Below are 20315 nucleotides of genomic sequence, written 5' to 3' on the forward strand. Positions count from 1 at the left end.
TGATGGTCTCGATGTCGCGCTTGGGCGAGATGTCGCCGTCCACGTGCGTGACGTCGGGGTCGCTGAAGACGCGGACCACCTGGCAGATCGCGTCGCACCACGCCGGAACCCGCATGCCGTCGAGTGCGCGCCACACCGGGGACGTGCCACACCGAATGCGCGTCACGCCGGGGACGCCCTCAACACCTCGCCCCCGGCAGCCGCCCAAACCGCGCCGCAACGGCGAGACGTCGTACGGCGGAGCCCGGCGCAACACGCACGGCGCCCACCACAACCGCCCAGAGCGGGAAAAGCTCACCCGAATGAAACGGCGCACGTGATACATGCACCGCATGAGAGGGTAGTCGGGTCCGGTGGCGCCGGAACATGACCTTGCTCTACCGTGCCACGGAATCATTCGATCACGGAAGGTCATCGGGATGAGGCGCACGCTGGCCGTGCTGGCCGTGCTGGTCGGGCAGGTCCTGCTCGGCCAGGGACTGTTCACCGGCCCGGCCCAGGCCACGAAGGACGCGAGCGCGGGCCGGGTCGCGCTCATCGGCGTGTCCGGCCTGCACTGGAACGACATCACCCAGGCGGACTCCCCCAACCTGTGGGAGCTGGCCAGATCCAGCGCGATCGGCTCGCTGTCCATTCGTACCGTCGGCGGGGTGACCTGCCCCTACGACGGCTGGCTGACCGTGTCGGCGGGCACCAGGTCGGCGGCCGGGTACAGCTGCGGCGCGCCCCCCATGCCCGAGCAGCAGGGCGCGGGCGCGGTCATCCCCGACTACCGCTACCTCCTCGACGTGGCCGGGCAGCGCAACGCGGGCACGCTGGGCGAGTCGCTCAAGGCCGCCGGGCAGTGCTCGATCGCCATCGGCCCCGGCGCCGCGCTGGGCCTGGCCGACCGGCAGGGCGCGGTCCAGGAGTACCACTCCTCCCCGCTCCAGGTCGGCACGCCCGATCTCGAACGGTGCCGGATGATCGCCATGGACGTGGACGACCTCGTCAGCCCCTACCTGGCCGGCGGCAAGCTGCCCAAGGTGCCCGACCAGCTCAGCGCCGCCGAGCGGCGTGACGCGCTGCGGATGGCCGACGCCAAGGCGGGCGCGCTGCTGTCGGTCCTGCCCGCCGACACGACGGTGCTGCTCGCGGGCCTGTCCGACCACGGCTCCGTACCCCACCTGCGGGTGGCCGCGCTGCGCGAGCCCGGCGCGCAGGGCCACCTGCTCGGCGCGGCCTCCACCCGGCGCGAGGACATCTCGATCCTGCCCGACCTGACCTCCACGATCCTGACCAAGCTCGGGGTGCCGGTCCCGAGCACCGTGATAGGCGTCCCGCTGCAGGTCGGCGGGCCGGGCGCGACGTTCGAACAGCTCCAGCGGGCCGACGCCACCGCGCAGGCCATCCGCTCGATCAAGGGCATCTACTTCACGGTCGTGGCCGTGCTGCAGGTGCTGTTCTACGTGGTCGCGTTCCTGCTGCTGCGCCGCCGCAAGGGCCTGGCACCGGTACGTTTCGCGGCCGTCGCCCTCGCCTCCCTGCCCGTCTCCAGCTACCTGGTCAACCTGCTGCCCTGGTCGAGCCTGCCGCAGCTGGTGGCCGGGGTGCTCGGGTGGGCGGCGGTCGTCACGGCGGTGGCGTTCGCGGGGCCGTGGCGGCGATGGCCGCTGGGCCCGCTGGCGGTGGTGGCCGGGATCACCGCGCTCACGCTGGCGGGCGACCTGCTGACCGGTACGACGTTGCAGCTCAACAGCATCATGGGCTACAGCGCGGACGTCGGGGCCCGCTACTACGGCCTGGGGAACATCCCGTTCGCGCTCCTGGCCACCGGCACCCTGCTGGCCACCACGGTGATCGCGCACCGGTGGCCGGGCAAGGTGGGGCTGGCCGCGATCGTGCTGCTGGGGACGTTCGCGATGGTGCTCGGCGGCTCCGGGATGGGCAGCGACTTCGGCGGCGTGATCGCGTTCGTGCCGGGCATCGCGGTGACCGCGCTGCTCCTGGCGGGCAAGCGGGTCTCGCTGGTGAAGCTGGGCGCGTTCCTGGTGGCCGGCGGGTTGATCGTGATGACGTTCGCCTGGCTCAACTACCTGAAGCCGGCGGACGAGCAGACGCACCTGGGCAGGTTCGTGGGGCAGGTGCTGAGCGGTGAGGCGTTCGACGTCATCCTGCGCAAGCTGCAGGCCATGCTGGCCACCCTGCTCAGCCCCAACCTCATGCCGATCGTGATCGCGGCCGCCGCGTTCCTCGTCTACGCGATCCTGCGGCCCGAACAGGCGTCGGCCGGGGTGGTGCCCGCCGCGTTCGAGCACTCCCCCGCGCTGCGCGCCGGGCTGATCGGCACGCTCGTGAGCGGCGTGGTCGGGATGCTCGTCAACGATTCGGGCGCGGCCGTGCTGTCCATGGCCCTGGCGCTGGCCGTACCTCTGCTGCTGGCCACCGGAATCGGCGCGCTCCGGCGCGACCGCGAGCCGGTCACCGGCCCCGTGTCGTCGGACTTAGCGACCGCGACGAAGTAACGCAGCACCGAACGGAGTAGCGCCGCCTCCCGGAAGCGGCCACGAACGGCAGGACAGCGAACACCCAGGACGATCCGGCGGCGGCGCTGCCCTGAGGCGAATCAGCGCCACCCCAGAGCGGGTCAATCCCAGGCGTCGGCGAGCAGCTGGCGGGTGTCGCGGAGCAGCTGCGGCAGGACCTTGGTCTGGCCCACGACCGGCATGAAGTTCGTGTCGCCACCCCACCTGGGCACCACGTGCTGGTGCAGGTGGGCGGCGATGCCGGCGCCGGCGACGTGGCCGAGGTTCATGCCGACGTTGAAACCCTGCGCGCCGCTGGCCTTGCGCAGCGCGCGCAGCGACTTCTGCGTGAACTCCCCCAGCTCGACCAGCTCGGCCGGCACCAGCTCGTCGTAGTCGGACACGTGCCGGTAGGGGACCACCATCAGGTGGCCGGAGTTGTACGGGTACAGGTTGAGCACGGCGTAGACCGTCTCGCCCCGGGCGACGATCAGGCCGTCCTCGTCGCTCATCTTGGGAATCGCGTCGAACGGGCACCCGTCATCGGGGCCGCTGCCCGTCGGTTTGTTCTCGCCCTTGATGTAGGCCATGCGATGCGGGGTCCACAGACGCTCGAAGTTGTCGGGGGACCCTGCCCCTGCCTGATCGTGCATACCTAGCAGCATAGGACCACGGACAAACGGCCCGCTCTTCCGGCACAATCCCAAGCATCGCCTACAGGAGGCCGCGATGAGCGACGCTTTAGCCGAGCACGACTTAGCCGAGCACGACTCCCTGCCGACCGCCCACTCCACCCCGTCCGCCGACACCCCGTCCGCCGACACCCCCGACCCGGCCACGGCCCCCGCTCCTGACCCGGTCGAAGACGTGAGCTCCGCCCTCACCGGCGTACCACCCTCGGAGGCGCCCTCCTTCGGCGCCGTCGTCAAGGGCCGGATCAAGGTCGCTGACGAGGTGGTCGAGAAGGTCGCCGCACTGGCGGCTCTCGAGGTGACCGGGGTCGCCGACCTGGGCGGCGACCTGGCACGGGCCTTCGAGTCCGTACGCGACCGCATCGGCATCGGCTCCCGGCGCGCCAACCAGGGGGTCAGCGCGCAGATCCAGGACCGTACGGTGGCCGTGAGCGTGACCATCGTGGTGGAGTACGGGCACGTGGTGATGGAGGTGGCCTCCGAGGTCAAGACGAACGTGGCCAGGAGCGTCAGCCACATGCTCGGGATGCGGGTCGCGGAGGTCAACGTGACGGTCGACGACGTCCGCCTCCCGGGCGAGCCCCGCCGCCCCCTCCACGACACCTCCGACGGCGACACTCACCCCTCCCCCCTCTGACACCCCTCCGCCCCCGTCTCCCTCCGCCGCCCCTTGAGCCCGTCAGCCGCGCCCTCGGGGGGATCGGGCGTTCCTGAGCACCGGCCCTCGCGGAGCGACCCGGCGCCTGCGGCAGCCCCCCGGCCCCCAAGGGCGGCCCGGTGCCGGAGGCGGCCCAATGCCGGAGGCGCTTCCAGCTGCGCCTCAGGCGGCCCGATCCCGAAGGCGGCCCGGTGACTGCCGCGCGTTCAGCTGCGCCTCAGGCGGCGGTGTCCTCGTCTGGGGCGGGTGCCCCGTCCGAGCGGCCATCCATTCGTTGCGCATGCACCCGAAGGCCACGATCCCCGGGCTTCGAGGGACGGCCGGGGCACCGCGTGAAGCCAACGCCCGCGCAGGCGCGCCTTTAGGGTGTGGGCCATGACCGATCAACTGGAGCCCGTGCCCGACGACTGGCAGCGCGCCCTCGCCATCGTGGCGCACCCCGACGACCTCGAGTACGGCTGTGCCGCCGCCGTCGCCACCTGGACCGACCAGGGCCGCGAGGTCGCGTACCTGATCGTCTCCAGGGGCGAGGCGGGCATCGACACGCTCGCCCCGGCCGAGGCCGGGCCGGTGCGGGAACGGGAGGAGCGGGCCAGCGCGGCCGTCGTCGGGGTGACGAGCGTGGAGTTCCTCGACCACGCCGACGGGGTGATCGAGTACGGCACCGCGCTCAGGAAGGACATCGCCGCCGCCATCCGCAGGCACCGCCCCGAGCTGGTGATCACCCTGAACCCGGACGACACCTGGGGCGGAACGTACTGGAACACTCCCGACCACCGGGCCGTGGGCCGCGCCGTCCTGGACGCCGCCGGGGACGCGGGAAATAGGTGGATATTTCCGGATACGGAGGCAGAGCCCTGGAACGGCGTCCGCTGGGTCGCCGTCGCGGGCACCGACTCCCCCACCCACGCCGTGGACGTCACCGACGGCCTGGAGCGCGGCGTGCGCTCGCTCGTCGAGCACCGCGCCTACATCGAGGCGCTCACCGATCAGGACCCCGAGTCGTACGCCCGCGACCTCATCGAAGGCTTCGCCCACCAGGCGGCCGAGCGCTTCGGCGGCCGCCCCGCCATCACCTTCCGCCTGTTCACCCGATGACCCCCGAGCCTGAGGCCGGACAACGAAAAACGGCGGAGCCGTGAGACTCCGCCGTTCTCGTCATCGCGTCAGACCTGGACGCGCCGCTCCACGGCGTTGACGATCTCCGCCACGGCCTCCTCGATCGGGACGCCGTTCTTCTGCTCGCCGTTCCGGTAGCGGAACGACACCGCGCCGTTGGCGATGTCGTCGTCACCGGCCAGCAGCATGAAGGGCACCTTGGCCTTCTGCGCGTTGCGGATCTTCTTCTGCATCCGGTCGTCGGAGGCGTCGACCTCGATCCGGATGCCGCGCTCGCGCAGCTTCTTGGCGACGTCCTGCAGGTAGGGCACGTGCGCGTCGGCGATCGGGATGCCCGTCACCTGCACCGGCGAGAGCCAGGGGGGGAAGGCGCCCGCGTAGTGCTCGGTGAGCACGCCGAGGAAGCGCTCGACGGAGCCGAACAGCGCCCGGTGGATCATGACCGGAGTCTGCCGGCTGCCGTCGGCCGCCTGGTATTCGAGGCCGAAGCGCTTGGGCTGGTTGAGGTCGAGCTGGATGGTGGACAGCTGCCAGGTGCGCCCGATCGCGTCCTTGGCCTGAACGGAGATCTTCGGGCCGTAGAAGGCCGCGCCGCCCGGGTCGTCGACCAGGTCCAGCCCCGACTCGGTGGCCACCTGGCGCAGCGCCTCGGTCGCCTCGTCCCACTCGGCGAGCTCGCCGATGAACTTGTCGGACTCGTCGCGGGTCGACAGCTCCAGGTAGAACTCGGGCAGGCCGAAGTCGCGCAGCACGCTGAGCACGAACCTCAGCAGCGACTTGATCTCATCGGCCATCTGCTCCCGGGTGGTGTAGATGTGCGCGTCGTCCTGCGTCATGCCGCGCACCCGGGTCAGGCCGTGGACCACGCCCGACTTCTCGTAGCGGTAGACCGAGCCGAACTCGCACAGCCGCAGCGGCAGCTCGCGGTAGGACCGCCCGCGCGCCCGGAAGATCAGGTTGTGCATCGGGCAGTTCATCGGCTTGACCCGGTATTCGATGCCCTCCAGCTCGAACGCCGGGAACATGTCGTCGGCATACCACGGCAGGTGCCCCGAGGTCTCGAACAGCGACGACTTGGTGATGTGCGGCGTGTTGACGAACTCGTAGCCCGCCTCCGCCTGCCGCCGGCGCATGTAGTCTTCCATCTCCTTGCGGATGATCCCGCCCTTGGGATGGAAGATCGGCAGGCCGCTGCCCAGCTCCGGCGGGAAGCTGAACAGGTCGAGCTCGACACCCAGCTTGCGGTGGTCGCGCTTCTCGGCCTCCTCCAGCAGCTTGAGGTAGTCGTCCTGCTTCTCGCGGGACTCCCAGGCGGTGCCGTAGATGCGCTGGAGCTGCGGGTTCTTCTCGCTGCCGCGCCAGTAGGCGCCGCCCGAGCGCATGAGCTTGAACGCCGGGATCGACCGGGTGGACGGCACGTGCGGGCCGCGGCACAGGTCCTTCCACTGCAGCTCGCCGGTCTTGGGGTCGAGGTTGTCGTAGATGGTGAGCTGCCCGGCCCCCACCTCGACCGACTCCTCGTCGGCGGCGCCGCCCTTGAGCCCGATCAACTCCAGCTTGTACGGCTCCGCCGCCAGCTCCTCGCGCGCCTCGTCGTCGGAGACGGGCCGGCGGGAGAACAGCTGCCCCTGCTTGACGATCTCCCGCATGCGCTTCTCGATGCGCTTGAGATCGTCGGGGTGAAAGGCCTGGGCGACGTCGAAGTCGTAGTAGAACCCGTTGTCCACGGGCGGCCCGATGCCCAGCTTGGCCTCGGGGAACAGCTCCTGCACCGCCTGCGCCATGACGTGGGCGGTGGAGTGGCGGACGATGGCCCGGCCGTCCTCGCTGGAGACCTCGACCGGCTCGACCGCGTCACCCTCGGACAGCGGCTGCGCCAGGTCACGGAGCTCGCCGTTGACCCGGGCCGCGATGACCGAGCGGCCGTCGGCCTCGAGGGCCTCTCCGGCCGTCGTGCCGGCCGCGACCACACGCTCGGCTCCGGCGAGGGTGATGCGTAGCTCGGCTGACACGGTGACTCCCTTGGATCGCGCCCCGGCGCTCGGCACCGGAGCTGCTTCGATGGTGAACACCGATGCTATCGCGGGTCAAACCCAATATTTGTCAGCGCTTGCCGCGTCCCGTGGAACACGTTGCGGTCGAGCGGGCTCTGGGCGTACTGATGAACGGCCCAGTCGCGCCAGGGTGGCGGCACCGCGGGTTCCCCGCGCGGCTTGTCGGGGGCGGCGATCCATAACGGGTACTCGCCCAGGCCCGCGCAGTGTCCGCCACGCGCGAACGCCCGGAAGGTGTGGACGAACGGCCGCGCGCCGCCGTGCCGCTCGACGTGGTGGCACCAGCGGCGCGCGTGGCGGGCGACCTGCTCGGGGCGCAGGCCGTCATCGGTCTCCAGGCCGAGGGCCACCAGGTCGCCGGCGCGTAACCCGCCCGCCGCGTCGATCGCGGCCAGGAAGTGGCGCGCCTGCTCGATCGGGTCGCCCCCGGGCCTGGCGCGGTGGTAGGCGCCGCGGACGATCCGGCTCTCGCGCATGCCGGTCCAGTTGCGTTCGAACAGCTTGTCGGTGAAGTCGCCGCCCTCGGTGGCCTTGGCGAACGCGAAGGTCACCCCGTCCGCCGCGTGGCCGGCCCAGTCGACGGGCCCCTGCCAGTCGGACACATCAACGCCATGCAGCAAGCGATCTTCACCCCGCCGGAGAAATATGGAGATGTCTTGGGGTCAGCCCTTCGCCGCGCCGATCAGCAGCGCCCGCGTGCGTTCCTTGCTCGCGAACACCGAGCCCACGAAGTCGGTCACACCGGCTTCCCGCAGCACGTCGAGCTTGGTCAGCACCGCGTCCTCGTCGCCCACGATGGCGACGTCTCCCGGAGTGGCCGCGCCTTCCCTGTCGAGCATCGCACGATATGAGGGGAGGTGTCCGTAGACAGCGAAGATCTCGTTCGCGCGAGCGACGGCGGCGGCGGGGTCGTCGGTGACGCAGATCGGCAGTGCGCAGACGATCCTGGGCGCCTCGCGGCCCGCCTCGGCGGCGGCCGTGGTGATGGTGGGCGCCACGTGCTGGGCGACCGTCTTGGGGCCCGTCATCCACAGGACGGTGCCGTCGGCCACGGTGCCGGCCAGCTTGAGCATGCGCGGGCCGAGCGCGGCGACGAGCACCGGGAAGCCGCCGCCGGGCGTGGTGAGCCGCAGGTCGGCCTTGAGCGTCTCGCCCTCGTACTTGACGTGCTCGCCCCGGCTGAGCGGGAGCAGGATGTCCAGGTATTCCGACATGTGCCGGTACGGGCGCTCGAAGCTGTGGCCGTACATGCCCTCGATGACCATCTGGTGCGACAGGCCGATGCCGAGCGCGAGGCGCCCGCCGAGCGCGGCGTTGGTGGTCATGGCCTGCTGCGCCAGCACGGCCGGGTGGCGCGGGTAGGTCGGGACGACGGCGGTGCCGAGCTCGATGCCGGGCACCTGGCCCCCGGCGGCGGCCAGGGCGGTGAGGGCGTCGAGGCCGAAGATGTTGGAGAGCCAGGCCGAGGTGAAGCCGTCCTCCGCCGCCTGGGCGATCTGGGCGCGCAACCCGCCGATCGGGTCGTCTCCTTTGGGCTCTGTCAGGTAATAGCCGAATCGCATAGGAACCGAACTCCGTTCTAGTAATCGACGGAACTGTACCTTCCCACACCCGGCCGCGCCCATCCTCCGGCCGGAGGCGGATTTGTAAAGTGGCCTACATGACGCACGAACGCGCAGGACAGCCAGCCCAGCCCGCCGACCTCGTGGCCGTCGACAGGCTCGTGACCTCCTATTACGCGCTGCATCCCGATCCCGGCGACCCGGGGCAGCGGGTGGCGTTCGGCACGTCGGGGCACCGGGGGTCGTCGCTGAGGACGGCGTTCAACGAGGACCACATCCTGGCCACCACGCAGGCCATCTGCGAATACCGGCGGATGCAGGGCACCGACGGGCCGCTGTTCCTCGGCGTCGACACGCACGCGCTGTCGGAGCCCGCGCGGGTGTCCGCGCTGGAGGTCCTGGTCGCCAACGGGGTCCAGGTGCTGATCGACTCCCGCGACGGCTACACGCCGACCCCGTCCGTCTCGCACGCCATCCTGCGGCACAACCACGGCCGCACCACCGGGCTCGCCGACGGCATCGTGATCACGCCGTCGCACAACCCGCCGGGCGACGGCGGGTTCAAGTACAACCCGCCGCACGGGGGTCCCGCCGACACCGACGCGACCACGTGGATCCAGGACCGCGCCAACCGGCTGCTGGCCGCCGGGCTGGAGAGCGTGCTGCGGGTCTCGTACACGAAGGCTCTGGAGGCGGCGGGGCGTTACGACTTCCTCGGGATGTACGTGGACGACCTGCCGTCCGTGGTGGACCTGGACGCGATCCGGGCGGCCGGGGTGCGCATCGGGGCCGATCCGCTGGGCGGGGCGAGCGTGGCGTACTGGGGGGAGATCGCGGAGCGGCACCGGCTCGACCTGACCGTGGTCAATCCGCTGGTGGATCCGACGTGGCGGTTCATGACGCTGGACTGGGACGGGAAGATCCGGATGGACTGCTCGTCGCCGTACGCGATGGCCTCTCTCATCGCCAATCGCGATAAGTACGACATTTCCACCGGAAACGATGCCGACGCCGACCGGCACGGCGTCGTCACCCCCGACGGCGGCCTGCTCAACCCCAACCACTACCTCGCCGTCGCCGTCTCCTACCTCTACACGCACCGCGACGGCTGGCCCACGGCCGCCGGGGTGGGCAAGACGATGGTCAGCAGCGGGATCATCGACCGGGTCGTGGAGTCCATGGGGCGGCGGCTGTACGAGGTGCCGGTCGGGTTCAAGTGGTTCGTCCCGGGCCTGCTGGACGGGTCGCTGGGGTTCGGGGGCGAGGAGAGCGCGGGAGCGTCGTTCCTGCGGCGCGACGGGTCCGTCTGGTCCACGGACAAGGACGGGATCATCCTGGCGCTGCTGGCCTCCGAGATCCAGGCCGTCACCGGCAAGTCGCCGAGCGCGCACTACCGGGGGCTGGTCGAGCGGTTCGGGGAGCCCGCGTACGCCCGGGTCGACGCCCCCGCCACGCGCGAGGAGAAGGCGGTGCTCGGAAAGCTCTCGGCCGCGCAGGTGAAGGCGTCGTCGCTGGCGGGCGAGCCGATCACCGCCGTCCAGACCACGGCGCCCGGCAACGGGGCCGAACTCGGCGGGGTCAAGGTCTCGACGGAGAGCGCCTGGTTCGCGGCCCGGCCGTCGGGAACGGAGGACGTCTACAAGATCTACGCCGAGTCCTTCCGCGGCCCCGACCACCTGGCCAAGGTGCAGGAGGAGGCCCGCTCCCTGGTCTCCGACGCCCTCGGCTGACCGCACGGCCTGGTGTCCAGTCCGGCGGCCGGGCGGGGTCAGCGGCCGGGGGCCAGCTCGGGGGCGGTGTCGGTGGTCATTCCGGTACGGCCGAGGTCGGCGCGGCGTCCGGCGGCCACCCCGTCCCGGTAGCCCGTGCCGCTCGTCCTGGGCACGCTCACCCGGATGTCCGGATAGTGGGCGGACACCGCCCGTTCCACCTCGGCCCGGCGGTCGGCCAGGACGAGCTCGGCGCCCGTACTGGCCTGCTCCGCCTGTGCCTCGGCCACGCACAGCAGCCGGTACACCTCGTCCGTGAACCCCAGCAGCCACGACCGCCGGTACGCCCGCACGGCGGTCACGCCGTCGGGCACCCGCACCCGCGCCAGCCCGCTCGCCATCTGCAGCAGCAACGACGTGGCCAGCAGGTCGGCCCGCTCCAGATCGGCCGCGAACCCGAACACGTGCACCCGCTGCCCGCCCTCGCCCCGCCCGATGAGCAGGGGGCGGCAGCGCACGGCCTGCGCGACCAGGCTGACCAGCCGGGCCTTCTCCCTGGCCCAGGGGTTGGGCAGGGTGACGACCCGGTCGCCGGGCGTCTGCCGGGTGCCCGCCGGGGGGAGCGAGTCGATGCCGTGCTTGGCCATCAACGCCGACGCGGCCGCCATGAACGTCGCCCGCTCGTGCTCGTTGTCGGTGCGTTCGGCCTTGGCCAGGAGTTTCCTGACGCGCTCGAGCGTGCGCTCCCGCAACCGCGCTCCCCCTACAACTTGGTGGTCAGCACCCGCCCGTCGTCCGCGATGGCGGGGAAGGCACCCGTGTCGACGATGCCGTGCTGCTGGAACAGCGCCTCGATGAGGGCGTGCGCCTGCGGCTCGAGCTTCCACAGGGCACGATACTCGCGCGCCGTGGCCAGCGAGATGCCGATCTCGTGGGCGATGTCCACCGTACGCGGCACGATGCCCTTGGCGATCTGGCGGTCCCAGAACGCGCGGGCCTGGCGCATCAGCGCGGCCCGCTGGGCGGTGTCGACGACCTGCGGGGTGGTGTCGAGCACCTCGATGTCCTCGTCCTCCTCCTCGACGAGCTCGGCCAGCGCGGGCGGCAGCGCCGGGCGGGCGGGAACCGGCTGCTGCTCGGGCTCGGGCTCCCACGGCACGCGGGGGGCGGCGTCGATGAGGGCGGTGGTGTTGTAGAGGGCGGCGATCTGGGCCAGCAGCGCCTCCTGGCGGGCCTGGTTCACCGCCAGCCCGGTGTGCTCGACGGCCTGGTCCATGGCCTTGTCGAGCTTGGCCAGCGCCACGCGCATCTTGCGCTCGGAGGCCCCGTTGTCGCGCAGCGCCTTGGCCCGCTTGGCGGCCAGCGCGACCCTGGTCAGCCGGCGGTGGGCGTCGACCTCGCTCGCCGTACGGTCGCTGACCTCGGCCAGCCCGACCCGGACCAGCAGCCGCTCGGGCGTCAGACGCCAGTTGATGCGGCCGGTGCCACGGATGCGGTGCCGCTCGATGGCCATGCCGCGCTCCCAGAGCCAGGCGGCGACCAGCGGCGCGGCGAGCCTGAACACCGCCTCGGGCAGGCTGCGCGCGTCCATGCTGGACAGTACGGCGGTCAGGCAGGTCAGCGCCCACACGGCGATGCCGTCGATGCCGGCGGAGAAGTTCTCGCGCATGTTGCGGCGGGCCCGCACCGCGCTCGTGATGATCGCGACCTCGATGAACGCGAACAGCAGCAGCCGCAGCGGCCCGTCCAGGCCGAGCACGTCGCCGGAGAAGCGCCACATGCCCTGCGCGGACACGCCGGTGGCGATGGAGGCGGCGACGATGGTCAGCACGTCCTCGATGGGACGGGCGGCGACGTACCGGGAGACCAGCCAGGCGGTGGCCCGCCAGGCGATCCTCAGCACCAGGAACGCCAGCGCCAGCCCGGCCAGGCTCAGCAACGCGATGACGGCGGTGGCGAGCGGCTTCTCGGTGACGAAGGCTGCTATTTCCTCAAATGTCGGCATCTGTCACTATCCGTGGGGGCTCAAACTCCGGCTCTATGCGACGAGATCATCGCAGAATGTCGCCATCTTGTACGCCAAACGCCATCTGCCGCCCCATTTTGCCCCTGTTTCACTGCAGTTCCGACAACTTCCCCCACGCCCGGCCGGGCGTGTCGCCCGGGCGGGTTTCCCTCCGGGTGGCGCGGTCCAACGACGGAACAACACGCGGAGCGTAACTACACCCCGCCCAAGCGCCCCGGAACGTCCCCGGACCGCACGCGGCGCGGGGACCGAAGGGGGCGCACGGGCGAGCGGCATATGGGCCAGAGCGCGACGGCGTATGGGCGAGTGACATGCGGGCCGGAGCGCAACGACGCACGGAGGCCGGAGGGCGCGCAACGGCGCTAGGGGCGAAGTGGCACACCGGACCGGAGCGGCGTTCCGACCGGGAGGTGGGGTGACGTTGGGGATAGAGGCGTGGAGTGGGGGTGGTCGTCGGGCGGGGGTGGGCGCACAATGGGCCGCGAGGAGGGGATTGTGAGCAAGCGATCACGCAGACGCCGCGCTCTTCCCAGCGGCGCACCCGCCTGGATGCCCGGATACGGGCCCGGCGAGCCGCACTGGCCCGGCGAGAGGGATTTCCCGTTCGACGACCCGTCGGAGGGTGGCGAGGGTGGGGTGCGCGAGCCGCGCAAGCCCAAGCCCGCTCCGCCGGCGCTGTCGGCCGAGGCCCCGTTGCCCGAGCAGCTCCTGTACGCCCGCGACCGGACCGAGCCGCCGCCCCGTGAGGTGACCGGGGTTCTGGCTGGTCAGGATGCGTAGGACGGTCCTGTGAGGGAGGCGGTGGGGGCCGCGAGGGGGAGGGGAAATTCGTCCTTTCGGAGGGCAACATCCGCCGCTCCGGGTGGGACCATCTACGGAGGGATTTATCCCAAGATGGCGTGATGTATCCCAGCAGGACGGATATCGATGTCAGACAATGAGTTCCCCCTCGTCCAGTTCATGCGCGAAGGCTTCGACCCCGTGGGCGAGCTCGGACGGATCCGGGCCGAGCATCCGGTCTTCCCCATGGAGATCCCCGGCAGCCAGACCGTCTACCTCGTCACCCGCTGGGAGGACGTACGCGGCGTCCTGAGCGACCACGAACGCTTCAGCAACGACTTCGCCGGGGTGATCGGCCTGGGCTCCAACCAGGAGGACCCGGGAGGCCTGGGCTTCCGCGACCCGCCCGAGCACACGCGGCTGCGCAAGTACCTGACGCCCGAGTTCACCATGCACCGCCTGCGCAGGCTGGAGCCGCGCATCGAGGCGATGGTCGAGGAGCACCTGGACCGCATCGAGGCCAAGGGCTCCCCCGTGGACCTGGTGGAGGAGTTCGCGCTGCCGATCCCATCGCTGGTGGTGTGCGAGCTGCTTGGCGTCCCGTACGAGGAGCGCGCCGACTTCGTGAAGATCAGCAAGGACCGGTTCGACTTCACGGCCGGGCCGGAGGCGTCGCTGCAGGCGATCAACGACGCCATGGCCTATCTGACCGACCTGGTCGCCCGGGAGCGGCAGAACCCCGGCGAGGGGCTGCTCGGCCAGCTGCTGCGCCAGCACGGTGACGAGCTCGACGACCGTACGCTCGCCAGCATGGCCGACGGGCTGCTGACCGGCGGCCACGACACCAGCACCAGCATGCTCGCCCTCGGCACCCTGTGGCTGTTGCAGAACCCCGAGGAGGCCGCCAAGGTCCGCGAGGTCGACGGCTACATCAACGACGTCGTCGAAGAGCTGCTGCGCTACATGACGGTCGTGCAGGTGGCCTTCCCCCGGTTCGCCCGCGACGATCTGGAGCTGCACGGCGTACAGATCAAGAAGGGCGAGATGGTGCTCTGCTCGCTCACCGGCGCCAACCGCGACCCCGCCCTGGGCGAGGACATGGACCGGGTGCGGCCCGGCAGGGAGACGGCGGGCTCGCACATGGCGTTCGGCCACGGCATCCACCGCTGCATCGGCGCGCCGCTGGCGCAGATGGAGATGCGCATCGCCTTCCCCGCGCTGCTGCGCCGCTTCCCGGGGCTGCACGTCGCGGGCGAGGTGCCGTTCAGAGAACTCGCCATCGTGTACGGCGTCAAAGAGCTACCCGTCGCCTGGTAGAGCGGTTACGTTCGCAATGTGAACGAGCCTGTCATCGATCTGACCACGATCAGCGCCGTCCTGTTCGACACCGACGGCGTGGTCACCGACACTGCTCGGGGGCACGCGGCCGCCTGGAAGCACGTCTTCGACGCGTTTCTGCGCGGCCACTCGACACCGTTCGACATCCGGGACGACTATCTGCGTTACGTGGACGGCCGCCCGCGACTCGACGGCATCCGCACCTTCCTCGAGGCACGCGGCATCACGGTGCCCGAGGGTTCGCCCGACGACGAGCCCGGCGCGGCCACCGTGCACGGGCTCGGCCTGGCCAAGGACCAGATCTTCATGGCCCAGGTGGAGAAGTACGGGGTCGCCGCGTTCCCGTCCACGGTCTCGCTCCTGCACGAGCTGCGGCAGCGGGGCGCGCGTACGGCGGCCGTCTCCGCCAGCCTGCACGGTCGCAAGCTGGTCACGTCGGCCGGTGTGCTGCACCTGTTCGACCTGGTGGTGGACGGCAACGACGCGGCCCTGATGAACCTGCCAGGCAAGCCCGACCCCGCCCTCTTCCTGGAGGCGGCGCGCCGGCTGGCGCTGCCCGTTGTCAGGGCCGCGGTGGTGGACGCGGCGCTGCCCGGGGTGGAGGCGGGCGAGAAGGGCGGGTTCGGGCTGGTCGTCGCGGTGGCCAGGGACGGGGCCGAGGCGGCGGAGCTGCGCGCGGCGGGGGCCGAGGTCGTGGTGTCCGACCTGGGCGAGCTGGCGGTCCGCGGCCGGGTCCCGCCCACGATGGCGTGACCCAGGCCAGGTGATCCACCCCGGATCCCGTCCCGAAGGCGTGATCCGGGCCGGGGGATCCCGTCCCGACGGAGTGAGCGCGGGTCGGTGGAGCGGCTCTACCCTTGACGGCGTGACCGTTCTCATCGACCCGCCCAACTGGCCCGGGCCGCGCGGCCTGATGTGGTCGCATCTGGTCAGCGACCGCTCGCTGGAGGAGTTGCACGACTTCGCCTCGCGGCTGGGGGTGCCGGAGCGGGCCTTCGACCGGGATCACTACGACGTGCCGGAGACCGTGCACGCCCGGGCGGTGGAGCTGGGGGCCGAGGCGGTCACCTCGCGCGAGCTGCTCCTGCGGCTGATCGAGTCCGGCCTGCGCCGCCGCAAGCGCCGCTGACCCGGCTCCCGTCAACGGCCGCAAGCTCCGCTGATACGGCCCCCGTCAACAGCCGCGAGCGCCCCTGACCCGGCTCCACGACGACCCGTCGCAAGCGCCGCCAGCGTCGCCGGCCGGGCCCCTGCTACGACGCGTCGTGGCCTGGCGTGAGCGAGGCCAGCTCGCGTGTCATGTTCGACCGTGCCCGGTCCTCCCACAGCTCGCGGGCGCGTTCGGTCCGGTAGAGGCGCGGTACGGCCAGCAGGCGGCGCAGCACCTCGGCCCGTCCCGCCCTGAACAGGTCGTCGGGCACGTGGGCGTACTCCTGCCGGATCCGCCCCGCGTAGTCGTCGTATCCGGGCAGCCCGAGCACGGCCAGGTCGGCGTCGCACAGGACGGCGCCGTCGCGGTCCCTGTCGGCCAGCGTGTCGTGGGCGGCGGTGAGGCGTACCAGCCTGATCACTTCCGCGACCCGTGCGGCGGGCACCCCGCACCTCGGCAGCCTGGACTGCGCGAGCTGGGCGCTGCGCTCCTCGTCCAGGCCCGGCCGCCCGTCGTAGACGGCGTCGTGGAACCAGGCGGCCAGGCGCACGGCGGGCAGGTCGTCCGCCGTGGCCGCGAGCTGGGCGATCCCGGCGAGCACGGCGGCCAGGTGGTCGAGGGTGTGGTAGCGGCGGTGCGGCTCGGACCAGCGGGCGATCAGCTCGGCCCCCGTGGCGAGGGACGCGGGCGAGTCCCCCACGAGCACCGCCCAGTCCCCCGCGAGCACCGCCGGGTCCCCCTCCGGCACCGCCCGGTCCCGCCCAGAGGCCGCCGAGTCCCCGGTGGGAGCCGTCGAGTCGTCGATCACGGACTCACCGTACCTTTTGGTAACGTCCAAGACATCGACGGGAACGCGAAGGAACCCCGGCGCCTGCCCCGGTGGCGGGAGCTGCGGGCCGTCGTGCCTGGCCGCCCGCGGCTGTCCAGGGCGCGCCGGGTGGCCGACGCCGCCGACATCGCCGATCTCCGGCTGCTCGCCAGGAAACGCGCCCCGCACATGGTGTTCGACTACGTGGACGGCGCGGCCGAGGGCGAGCTGTCGATGGCCAGGGCGGTGGAGGCGTTCCGGCGGGTGGAGTTCAGCCCGCGGGTCCTGCGCGATGTGTCGCGGGCCCCGACCGCGGTCGAGATCCTGGGCAGGCGGGTCGCGATGCCGGTCGTGCTCGGGCCCACCGGGTTCACCCGGATGATGCACCGCGAGGGCGAGCGGGCCGTGGCCAGGGCGGCCGAGCGCGCGGGCGTCCCCTACACGCTGTCCACCATGGGCACCACGACGGCCGCCGATGTGGCCGCCGCCGCGCCCGGCGGGTGGAACTGGTTCCAGCTGTACGTGGTCCGCGACCGCGCGCGCAACCTGGAGACGCTCGCCCTGGCCCGCGAGGCGGGCATGGACGTGCTGGTCGTGACCGTCGACGTGCCGGTGGCGGGGGCGCGGCTGCGCGACGTGCGGCACGGCCTGACGGTCCCGCCGTCCCTGCGCTGGCGCAGCGCGCTGCAGGCGCTGCGGCACCCGGCGTGGTGGTTCGACTTCCTCACCAGCGAGCCGCTGAGGTTCGCCACCATCGAGGGCGCCCCCGACGACCTGCCCGGGCTCACCAACCTGATGTTCGACCCCTCGGTGACCATGGACGACCTGGAGTGGATCCGCTCGGCGTGGCAGGGACGGCTGCTGGTCAAGGGCGTGCAGCGGGTGGACGACGCCAAGGACCTGACCGCCCTCGGGGTGGACGGCCTGGTGGTGTCCAACCACGGCGGGCGGCAGCTCGACCGCGCCGCCACGCCGCTGGAGCTGCTGCCCCAGGTCGTGGCCGCCGTGGGTGATCGCACGGAGGTGTTCCTGGACGGAGGCGTCCGCAACGGGGCCGACGTCGCCGCCGCGGTCGCGCTCGGCGCGCGGGCCTGCTTCATCGGCCGGGCCTACCTGTACGGCCTGATGGCGGGCGGCGAGGCCGGGGTGCGGCGGGCGCTGGACCTGCTGCGCGCGGAGCTCGTACGCACCCTTCAGCTGCTCGGCGCCGGCGGGATCGACGGCCTCACCCCCGACATGGTGCACATCAGGGCTTGATCGAAGCCCTAGGCGATGGTGCTGACGGCCCCTTGGAACGCCGCCCCCTGGAAGAACGGCTCCAGCACCAGCGTCGCCGCGCCCAGCGCCACGGCGTCGGGGCCGAGCCGACCCAGCACGATCGTCTCCGGCTGGAACGGCTGGGCCTGCGTGTTGGCCGCGGTCGCCGCCCTGATCTCCGCCAGCATCCGCCCGCCCAGCATGAGCCCCGCCCAGCCGCCGATGACGATGCGCTCGGGGTTGAACAGGTGGACCAGGCTCGACAGGCCCACGCCCAGCAGTTCGACGCTCTCGGCGATGACCGGGGAGCCCTCGTCGAGCAGCCGGGCCAGCGCGGCCTCCTCGTCGGCGGAGTCGGCCACGACGCCCCCGCGGTCGAGGATCGCCTCGGCCCCCAGGTACGCCTCCAGGCAGCCACGCGCCCCGCACCGGCAGGCCCGCCCGCCCGCGACCAGCTTCAGATGCCCGACCTCGCCGGCGGCCTTGCCCGCGCCCCGGTAGATCTGCCCGTCGGTCACGACCGTGCCGCCGACGCCCGAGCCCATCAGCACGATGATCGCGTCGCGGGTGCCCTTCCCCGACCCGAACCAGAGCTCGGCCTGCCCCATGGTCTTGGCGCCGTTGTCGACGAACAGCGGCAGCGACGTGCCCGCGCGTAGGAGCGCTCCCAACGGCACCGCCTCCCAGCCGAACGTCTTGGCCCGCACCAGCGCGTCCGGCCCCGGCTCGACGATGCCGGGCACGCCGACGCCGACACCGAGCACCCGTTCGGCCGGCACCTCGCTCTCGGCGATCACCGTGTCGACGCCGGCCAGGATGTGCCGGGCGACCAGTTCGGGGTCGTGCCGGGCCGAGCGGACCGCGTAGTGGGCCCTGGCGAGCTTGGTCATCTCCAGGTCGAACAGCTCGACGCTGACCTGCGTCTCCCCCACGTCCACGCCGACGGCGTACCCGTAGGCGGGATTGACCCTGAGCACCACGCGGGGCCGGCCGCCGTCGGAGTCGACCTGGCCGGCCTCGACGACGACGTTCTCGGAGAGCAGGTCGCCGGTCATGGTGCTGACCGTGGCCGGGCTCAGTCCGGTCGCGGCCGACAGGTCGTTGCGGGTGGCCGGGCCGCCGAAGTAGAGCGCGCGCAGGAGCATCGCCCGGTTCCCCCTGCGAAGATCCCGTACGGTCCTGCGCCCTGACGTGCCCATCCTCGTCCCCCGCCTCTCCCGCGATCGCCTCGTCATGGTAGTTCACCAGCTGAAATCGCCATGAACCCGCTGTTACCGAAGCGTTTCCGGTCTGCTCCTGACTTTTTTCAAGGCTTAGATTATGGTCTGGCCATCCCCCCGATGAGGAGATGACTATGAGCCGAGGACTCGTGCGAGGCCCCATCGCGATGGCACTCGCGGCGGCGCTCGCGACCGGGCTGGCCGCCTGCGGCAGCGGCGGCGGCAGCGGCGACGCGGACAAGACGCTGACGTTCTGGATGTACCAGGACCGCACCCCGCAGGCCGGACAGGTCATCGAGAAGGTCCGCAAGGACTTCGAGAAGGCCAACCCCGGCGTCACGGTGAAGCTCGTCAAGATCCCCAAGGACGACTACAACACCAAGCTCGGCAGCGCCGTGGCCAGCAAGAGCGCGCCGGACGCGGGCATACTCGACCAGCCCCTGGTCTCCAAGTACGCCCTGGACGGCACGATCAAGGAGGCCCCCGCCGGCCTGATCGACGAGGCCGGCTTCTACAAGGGCGCGCTCGACACCAACCGCGCGAACGGCAAGCTCTACGGCCTCCCGCAGGACCAGACCACGGTCGCGCTCTTCTACAACAAGAAGCTGGTCCCGACCCCGCCCAAGACCTGGGACGAGCTGAAGCAGACCGCCGCCCGGGTGCACGCCGCCGACGCCAAGGTGGCCGGCATGAACGTCCCCAAGGGCGACGGGTACGGCGCCTGGATCCTCCCCGGCGTCGTGCACGGCGCGGGCGGCCAGATGGTGGACGACGCGGGCAAGAAGGTGCTGTTCGACCAGCCGCCCGCGGTGGAGGCGCTGCAGCTCTGGGTGGACCTGGTGAAGTCGTCGCCGCGCCAGATCACCGACTCGGACAAACCCTTCGAGAACGGCCTGGCCGCCATGACGATCTCCGGCCCCTGGGACGTGCCGACGATCCACGAGCAGTTCCCCGACCTCGACTTCGGCGTGGCGCCGCTGCCGTACAAGACCGAGCCGGCCGGCAACATCGGCGGCGAGGACTCCGTCGTCTTCTCCTCCAGCAAGAACGCCGACCTGGCGTGGAAGTGGCTGGCCTTCCTGGCGAACGAGACCAACAACGGCGCGGTCGCGGACGCGTTCGGCGGCTTCCCCGTCAACCTCAAGGCGCAGGTGGTCGCGGGCGGCCCCGAGCAGGCGGCCTTCCTCGAGCAGCTCAAGGTGGCGCACGCCCGGCCCGCGGTGCCGCAGTGGATCCAGGTCAACGACGAGATCATCGCCCCGGCGATCGAGTCGGCGCTGACCGGCAAGGTCACCGCGCAGCAGGCCCTGACCGACGCGGCGGGCAAGACGCGCTCCCTGCTCGGCTGGAACGGCTGACGTGGCGGCACCCGCACTGGCGGAAGCGAGGCGAATGCGAACCAAGGTCCCATCCTCTTCTGGTGCGGGGTCGCGGTGGC

At 71.7% G+C, this 20315-nt stretch carries 18 protein-coding genes; 10 read left to right on the forward strand and 8 right to left on the reverse strand.

Translation table 11 applies throughout. From position 1 onward, the window contains the following. Nucleotides 1-419 precede the first annotated feature (419 nt). Nucleotides 420-2504 (forward strand): hypothetical protein, encoded by a 2085-nt coding sequence (locus ACWEPL_RS60185; RefSeq protein ID WP_452442043.1) that lies wholly within the window; start codon nt 420-422, stop codon nt 2502-2504. Between the two features lie 122 nt (nt 2505-2626). On the opposite strand, the gene ACWEPL_RS60190 is transcribed toward ACWEPL_RS60185, so the two are convergent. Then, nucleotides 2627-3157 (reverse strand): HIT family protein, encoded by a 531-nt coding sequence (locus ACWEPL_RS60190; RefSeq protein WP_350727156.1) that lies wholly within the window; start codon nt 3155-3157, stop codon nt 2627-2629. A gap of 76 nt (nt 3158-3233) precedes the next feature. On the opposite strand from ACWEPL_RS60190, the gene ACWEPL_RS60195 reads away from it, so the two are divergent. Then, nucleotides 3234-3833 (forward strand): Asp23/Gls24 family envelope stress response protein, encoded by a 600-nt coding sequence (locus tag ACWEPL_RS60195; protein WP_452442044.1) that lies wholly within the window; start codon nt 3234-3236, stop codon nt 3831-3833. Between the two features lie 396 nt (nt 3834-4229). After that, on the forward strand, nt 4230-4952 hold the full coding sequence (locus ACWEPL_RS60200; protein WP_452442045.1) for a PIG-L deacetylase family protein: 723 nt from the start codon (nt 4230-4232) through the stop codon (nt 4950-4952). Nucleotides 4953-5020: 68 nt separating this feature from the next. Here the strand turns inward: ACWEPL_RS60200 and thrS are convergent, their stop codons facing one another. The 3 genes from thrS to ACWEPL_RS60215 form a co-directional block, all read right to left on the reverse strand. Further along, nucleotides 5021-6985 carry a threonine--tRNA ligase gene (gene thrS / locus ACWEPL_RS60205; RefSeq protein ID WP_452442046.1) on the reverse strand — a complete coding sequence of 655 codons (1965 nt, stop codon included), beginning with the start codon at nt 6983-6985 and terminating at the stop codon, nt 5021-5023. A gap of 65 nt (nt 6986-7050) precedes the next feature. Continuing rightward, complete coding sequence (locus ACWEPL_RS60210) at nt 7051-7629, reverse strand: glycoside hydrolase family 25 protein (RefSeq protein ID WP_452442047.1); 579 nt, start codon at nt 7627-7629, stop codon at nt 7051-7053. A gap of 60 nt (nt 7630-7689) precedes the next feature. Further along, complete coding sequence (locus tag ACWEPL_RS60215; protein ID WP_452442048.1) at nt 7690-8589, reverse strand: TIGR03564 family F420-dependent LLM class oxidoreductase; 900 nt, start codon at nt 8587-8589, stop codon at nt 7690-7692. A 98-nt stretch (nt 8590-8687) separates the two neighbouring features. Here ACWEPL_RS60215 and pgm point away from each other — a divergent pair, with 98 nt between their 5' ends. Further along, the gene (gene pgm / locus ACWEPL_RS60220) at nt 8688-10319 is read left to right on the forward strand and encodes a phosphoglucomutase (alpha-D-glucose-1,6-bisphosphate-dependent) (RefSeq protein WP_452442049.1); all 1632 of its coding nucleotides are present in this window, start codon (nt 8688-8690) and stop codon (nt 10317-10319) included. Nucleotides 10320-10357: 38 nt separating this feature from the next. Here pgm and ACWEPL_RS60225 read toward each other — a convergent pair whose 3' ends face one another. Continuing rightward, a complete protein-coding gene (locus tag ACWEPL_RS60225; protein ID WP_363972149.1) occupies nt 10358-11050 on the reverse strand; it encodes a DUF2786 domain-containing protein in 693 nt (230 codons plus the stop codon). Nucleotides 11051-11061: 11 nt separating this feature from the next. After that, on the reverse strand, nt 11062-12303 hold the full coding sequence (locus ACWEPL_RS60230; RefSeq protein ID WP_350727149.1) for a hypothetical protein: 1242 nt from the start codon (nt 12301-12303) through the stop codon (nt 11062-11064). A 516-nt stretch (nt 12304-12819) separates the two neighbouring features. Here ACWEPL_RS60230 and ACWEPL_RS60235 point away from each other — a divergent pair. From ACWEPL_RS60235 to ACWEPL_RS60250, 4 genes are all read left to right on the forward strand, one after another. Further along, entirely contained in the window at nt 12820-13104 is a 285-nt protein-coding gene (locus ACWEPL_RS60235; RefSeq protein ID WP_363972151.1) for a hypothetical protein, read from the forward strand. A gap of 147 nt (nt 13105-13251) precedes the next feature. Further along, entirely contained in the window at nt 13252-14421 is a 1170-nt protein-coding gene (locus ACWEPL_RS60240) for a cytochrome P450 (protein ID WP_363972153.1), read from the forward strand. A gap of 18 nt (nt 14422-14439) precedes the next feature. Continuing rightward, entirely contained in the window at nt 14440-15195 is a 756-nt protein-coding gene (locus tag ACWEPL_RS60245; RefSeq protein WP_363972155.1) for an HAD family hydrolase, read from the forward strand. A gap of 112 nt (nt 15196-15307) precedes the next feature. Further along, nucleotides 15308-15571 carry a DUF4031 domain-containing protein gene (locus ACWEPL_RS60250; protein ID WP_350727145.1) on the forward strand — a complete coding sequence of 88 codons (264 nt, stop codon included), beginning with the start codon at nt 15308-15310 and terminating at the stop codon, nt 15569-15571. A 124-nt stretch (nt 15572-15695) separates the two neighbouring features. Here ACWEPL_RS60250 and ACWEPL_RS60255 read toward each other — a convergent pair whose 3' ends face one another. After that, entirely contained in the window at nt 15696-16400 is a 705-nt protein-coding gene (locus ACWEPL_RS60255) for an HD domain-containing protein (protein WP_452442050.1), read from the reverse strand. 93 nt (nt 16401-16493) lie between these two features. Between ACWEPL_RS60255 and ACWEPL_RS60260 the strand changes: the two genes are divergently transcribed. After that, the gene (locus ACWEPL_RS60260) at nt 16494-17657 is read left to right on the forward strand and encodes an alpha-hydroxy acid oxidase (protein ID WP_363972158.1); all 1164 of its coding nucleotides are present in this window, start codon (nt 16494-16496) and stop codon (nt 17655-17657) included. Between the two features lie 8 nt (nt 17658-17665). Here the strand turns inward: ACWEPL_RS60260 and ACWEPL_RS60265 are convergent, their stop codons facing one another. After that, nucleotides 17666-18802 (reverse strand): ROK family protein, encoded by a 1137-nt coding sequence (locus tag ACWEPL_RS60265; RefSeq protein WP_363972160.1) that lies wholly within the window; start codon nt 18800-18802, stop codon nt 17666-17668. A 209-nt stretch (nt 18803-19011) separates the two neighbouring features. On the opposite strand from ACWEPL_RS60265, the gene ACWEPL_RS60270 reads away from it, so the two are divergent. After that, nucleotides 19012-20235, forward strand: a complete 1224-nt coding sequence (locus ACWEPL_RS60270; RefSeq protein WP_363972162.1) for an ABC transporter substrate-binding protein — start codon at nt 19012-19014, stop codon at nt 20233-20235. The last annotated feature ends 80 nt before the right edge of the window (nt 20236-20315 follow it).

The organism is Nonomuraea sp. NPDC004186 (assembly GCF_053603495.1).

Excerpts from the sequence above, each read along its gene's own strand:
- ACWEPL_RS60240 (WP_363972153.1), top strand. The coding sequence starts at position 13,252 with ATGTCAGACAATGAGTTCCCCCTCGTCCAGTTCATGCGCGAAGGCTTC.
- ACWEPL_RS60195 (WP_452442044.1), top strand. The coding sequence starts at position 3,234 with ATGAGCGACGCTTTAGCCGAGCACGACTTAGCCGAGCACGACTCCCTG.
- ACWEPL_RS60270 (WP_363972162.1), top strand. The coding sequence starts at position 19,012 with ATGAGCCGAGGACTCGTGCGAGGCCCCATCGCGATGGCACTCGCGGCG.
- ACWEPL_RS60215 (WP_452442048.1), bottom strand. The coding sequence starts at position 8,589 with ATGCGATTCGGCTATTACCTGACAGAGCCCAAAGGAGACGACCCGATC.
- pgm (WP_452442049.1), top strand. The coding sequence starts at position 8,688 with ATGACGCACGAACGCGCAGGACAGCCAGCCCAGCCCGCCGACCTCGTG.
- ACWEPL_RS60190 (WP_350727156.1), bottom strand. The coding sequence starts at position 3,157 with ATGCACGATCAGGCAGGGGCAGGGTCCCCCGACAACTTCGAGCGTCTG.
- ACWEPL_RS60200 (WP_452442045.1), top strand. The coding sequence starts at position 4,230 with ATGACCGATCAACTGGAGCCCGTGCCCGACGACTGGCAGCGCGCCCTC.
- ACWEPL_RS60265 (WP_363972160.1), bottom strand. The coding sequence starts at position 18,802 with ATGCTCCTGCGCGCGCTCTACTTCGGCGGCCCGGCCACCCGCAACGAC.
- ACWEPL_RS60230 (WP_350727149.1), bottom strand. The coding sequence starts at position 12,303 with ATGCCGACATTTGAGGAAATAGCAGCCTTCGTCACCGAGAAGCCGCTC.
- ACWEPL_RS60185 (WP_452442043.1), top strand. The coding sequence starts at position 420 with ATGAGGCGCACGCTGGCCGTGCTGGCCGTGCTGGTCGGGCAGGTCCTG.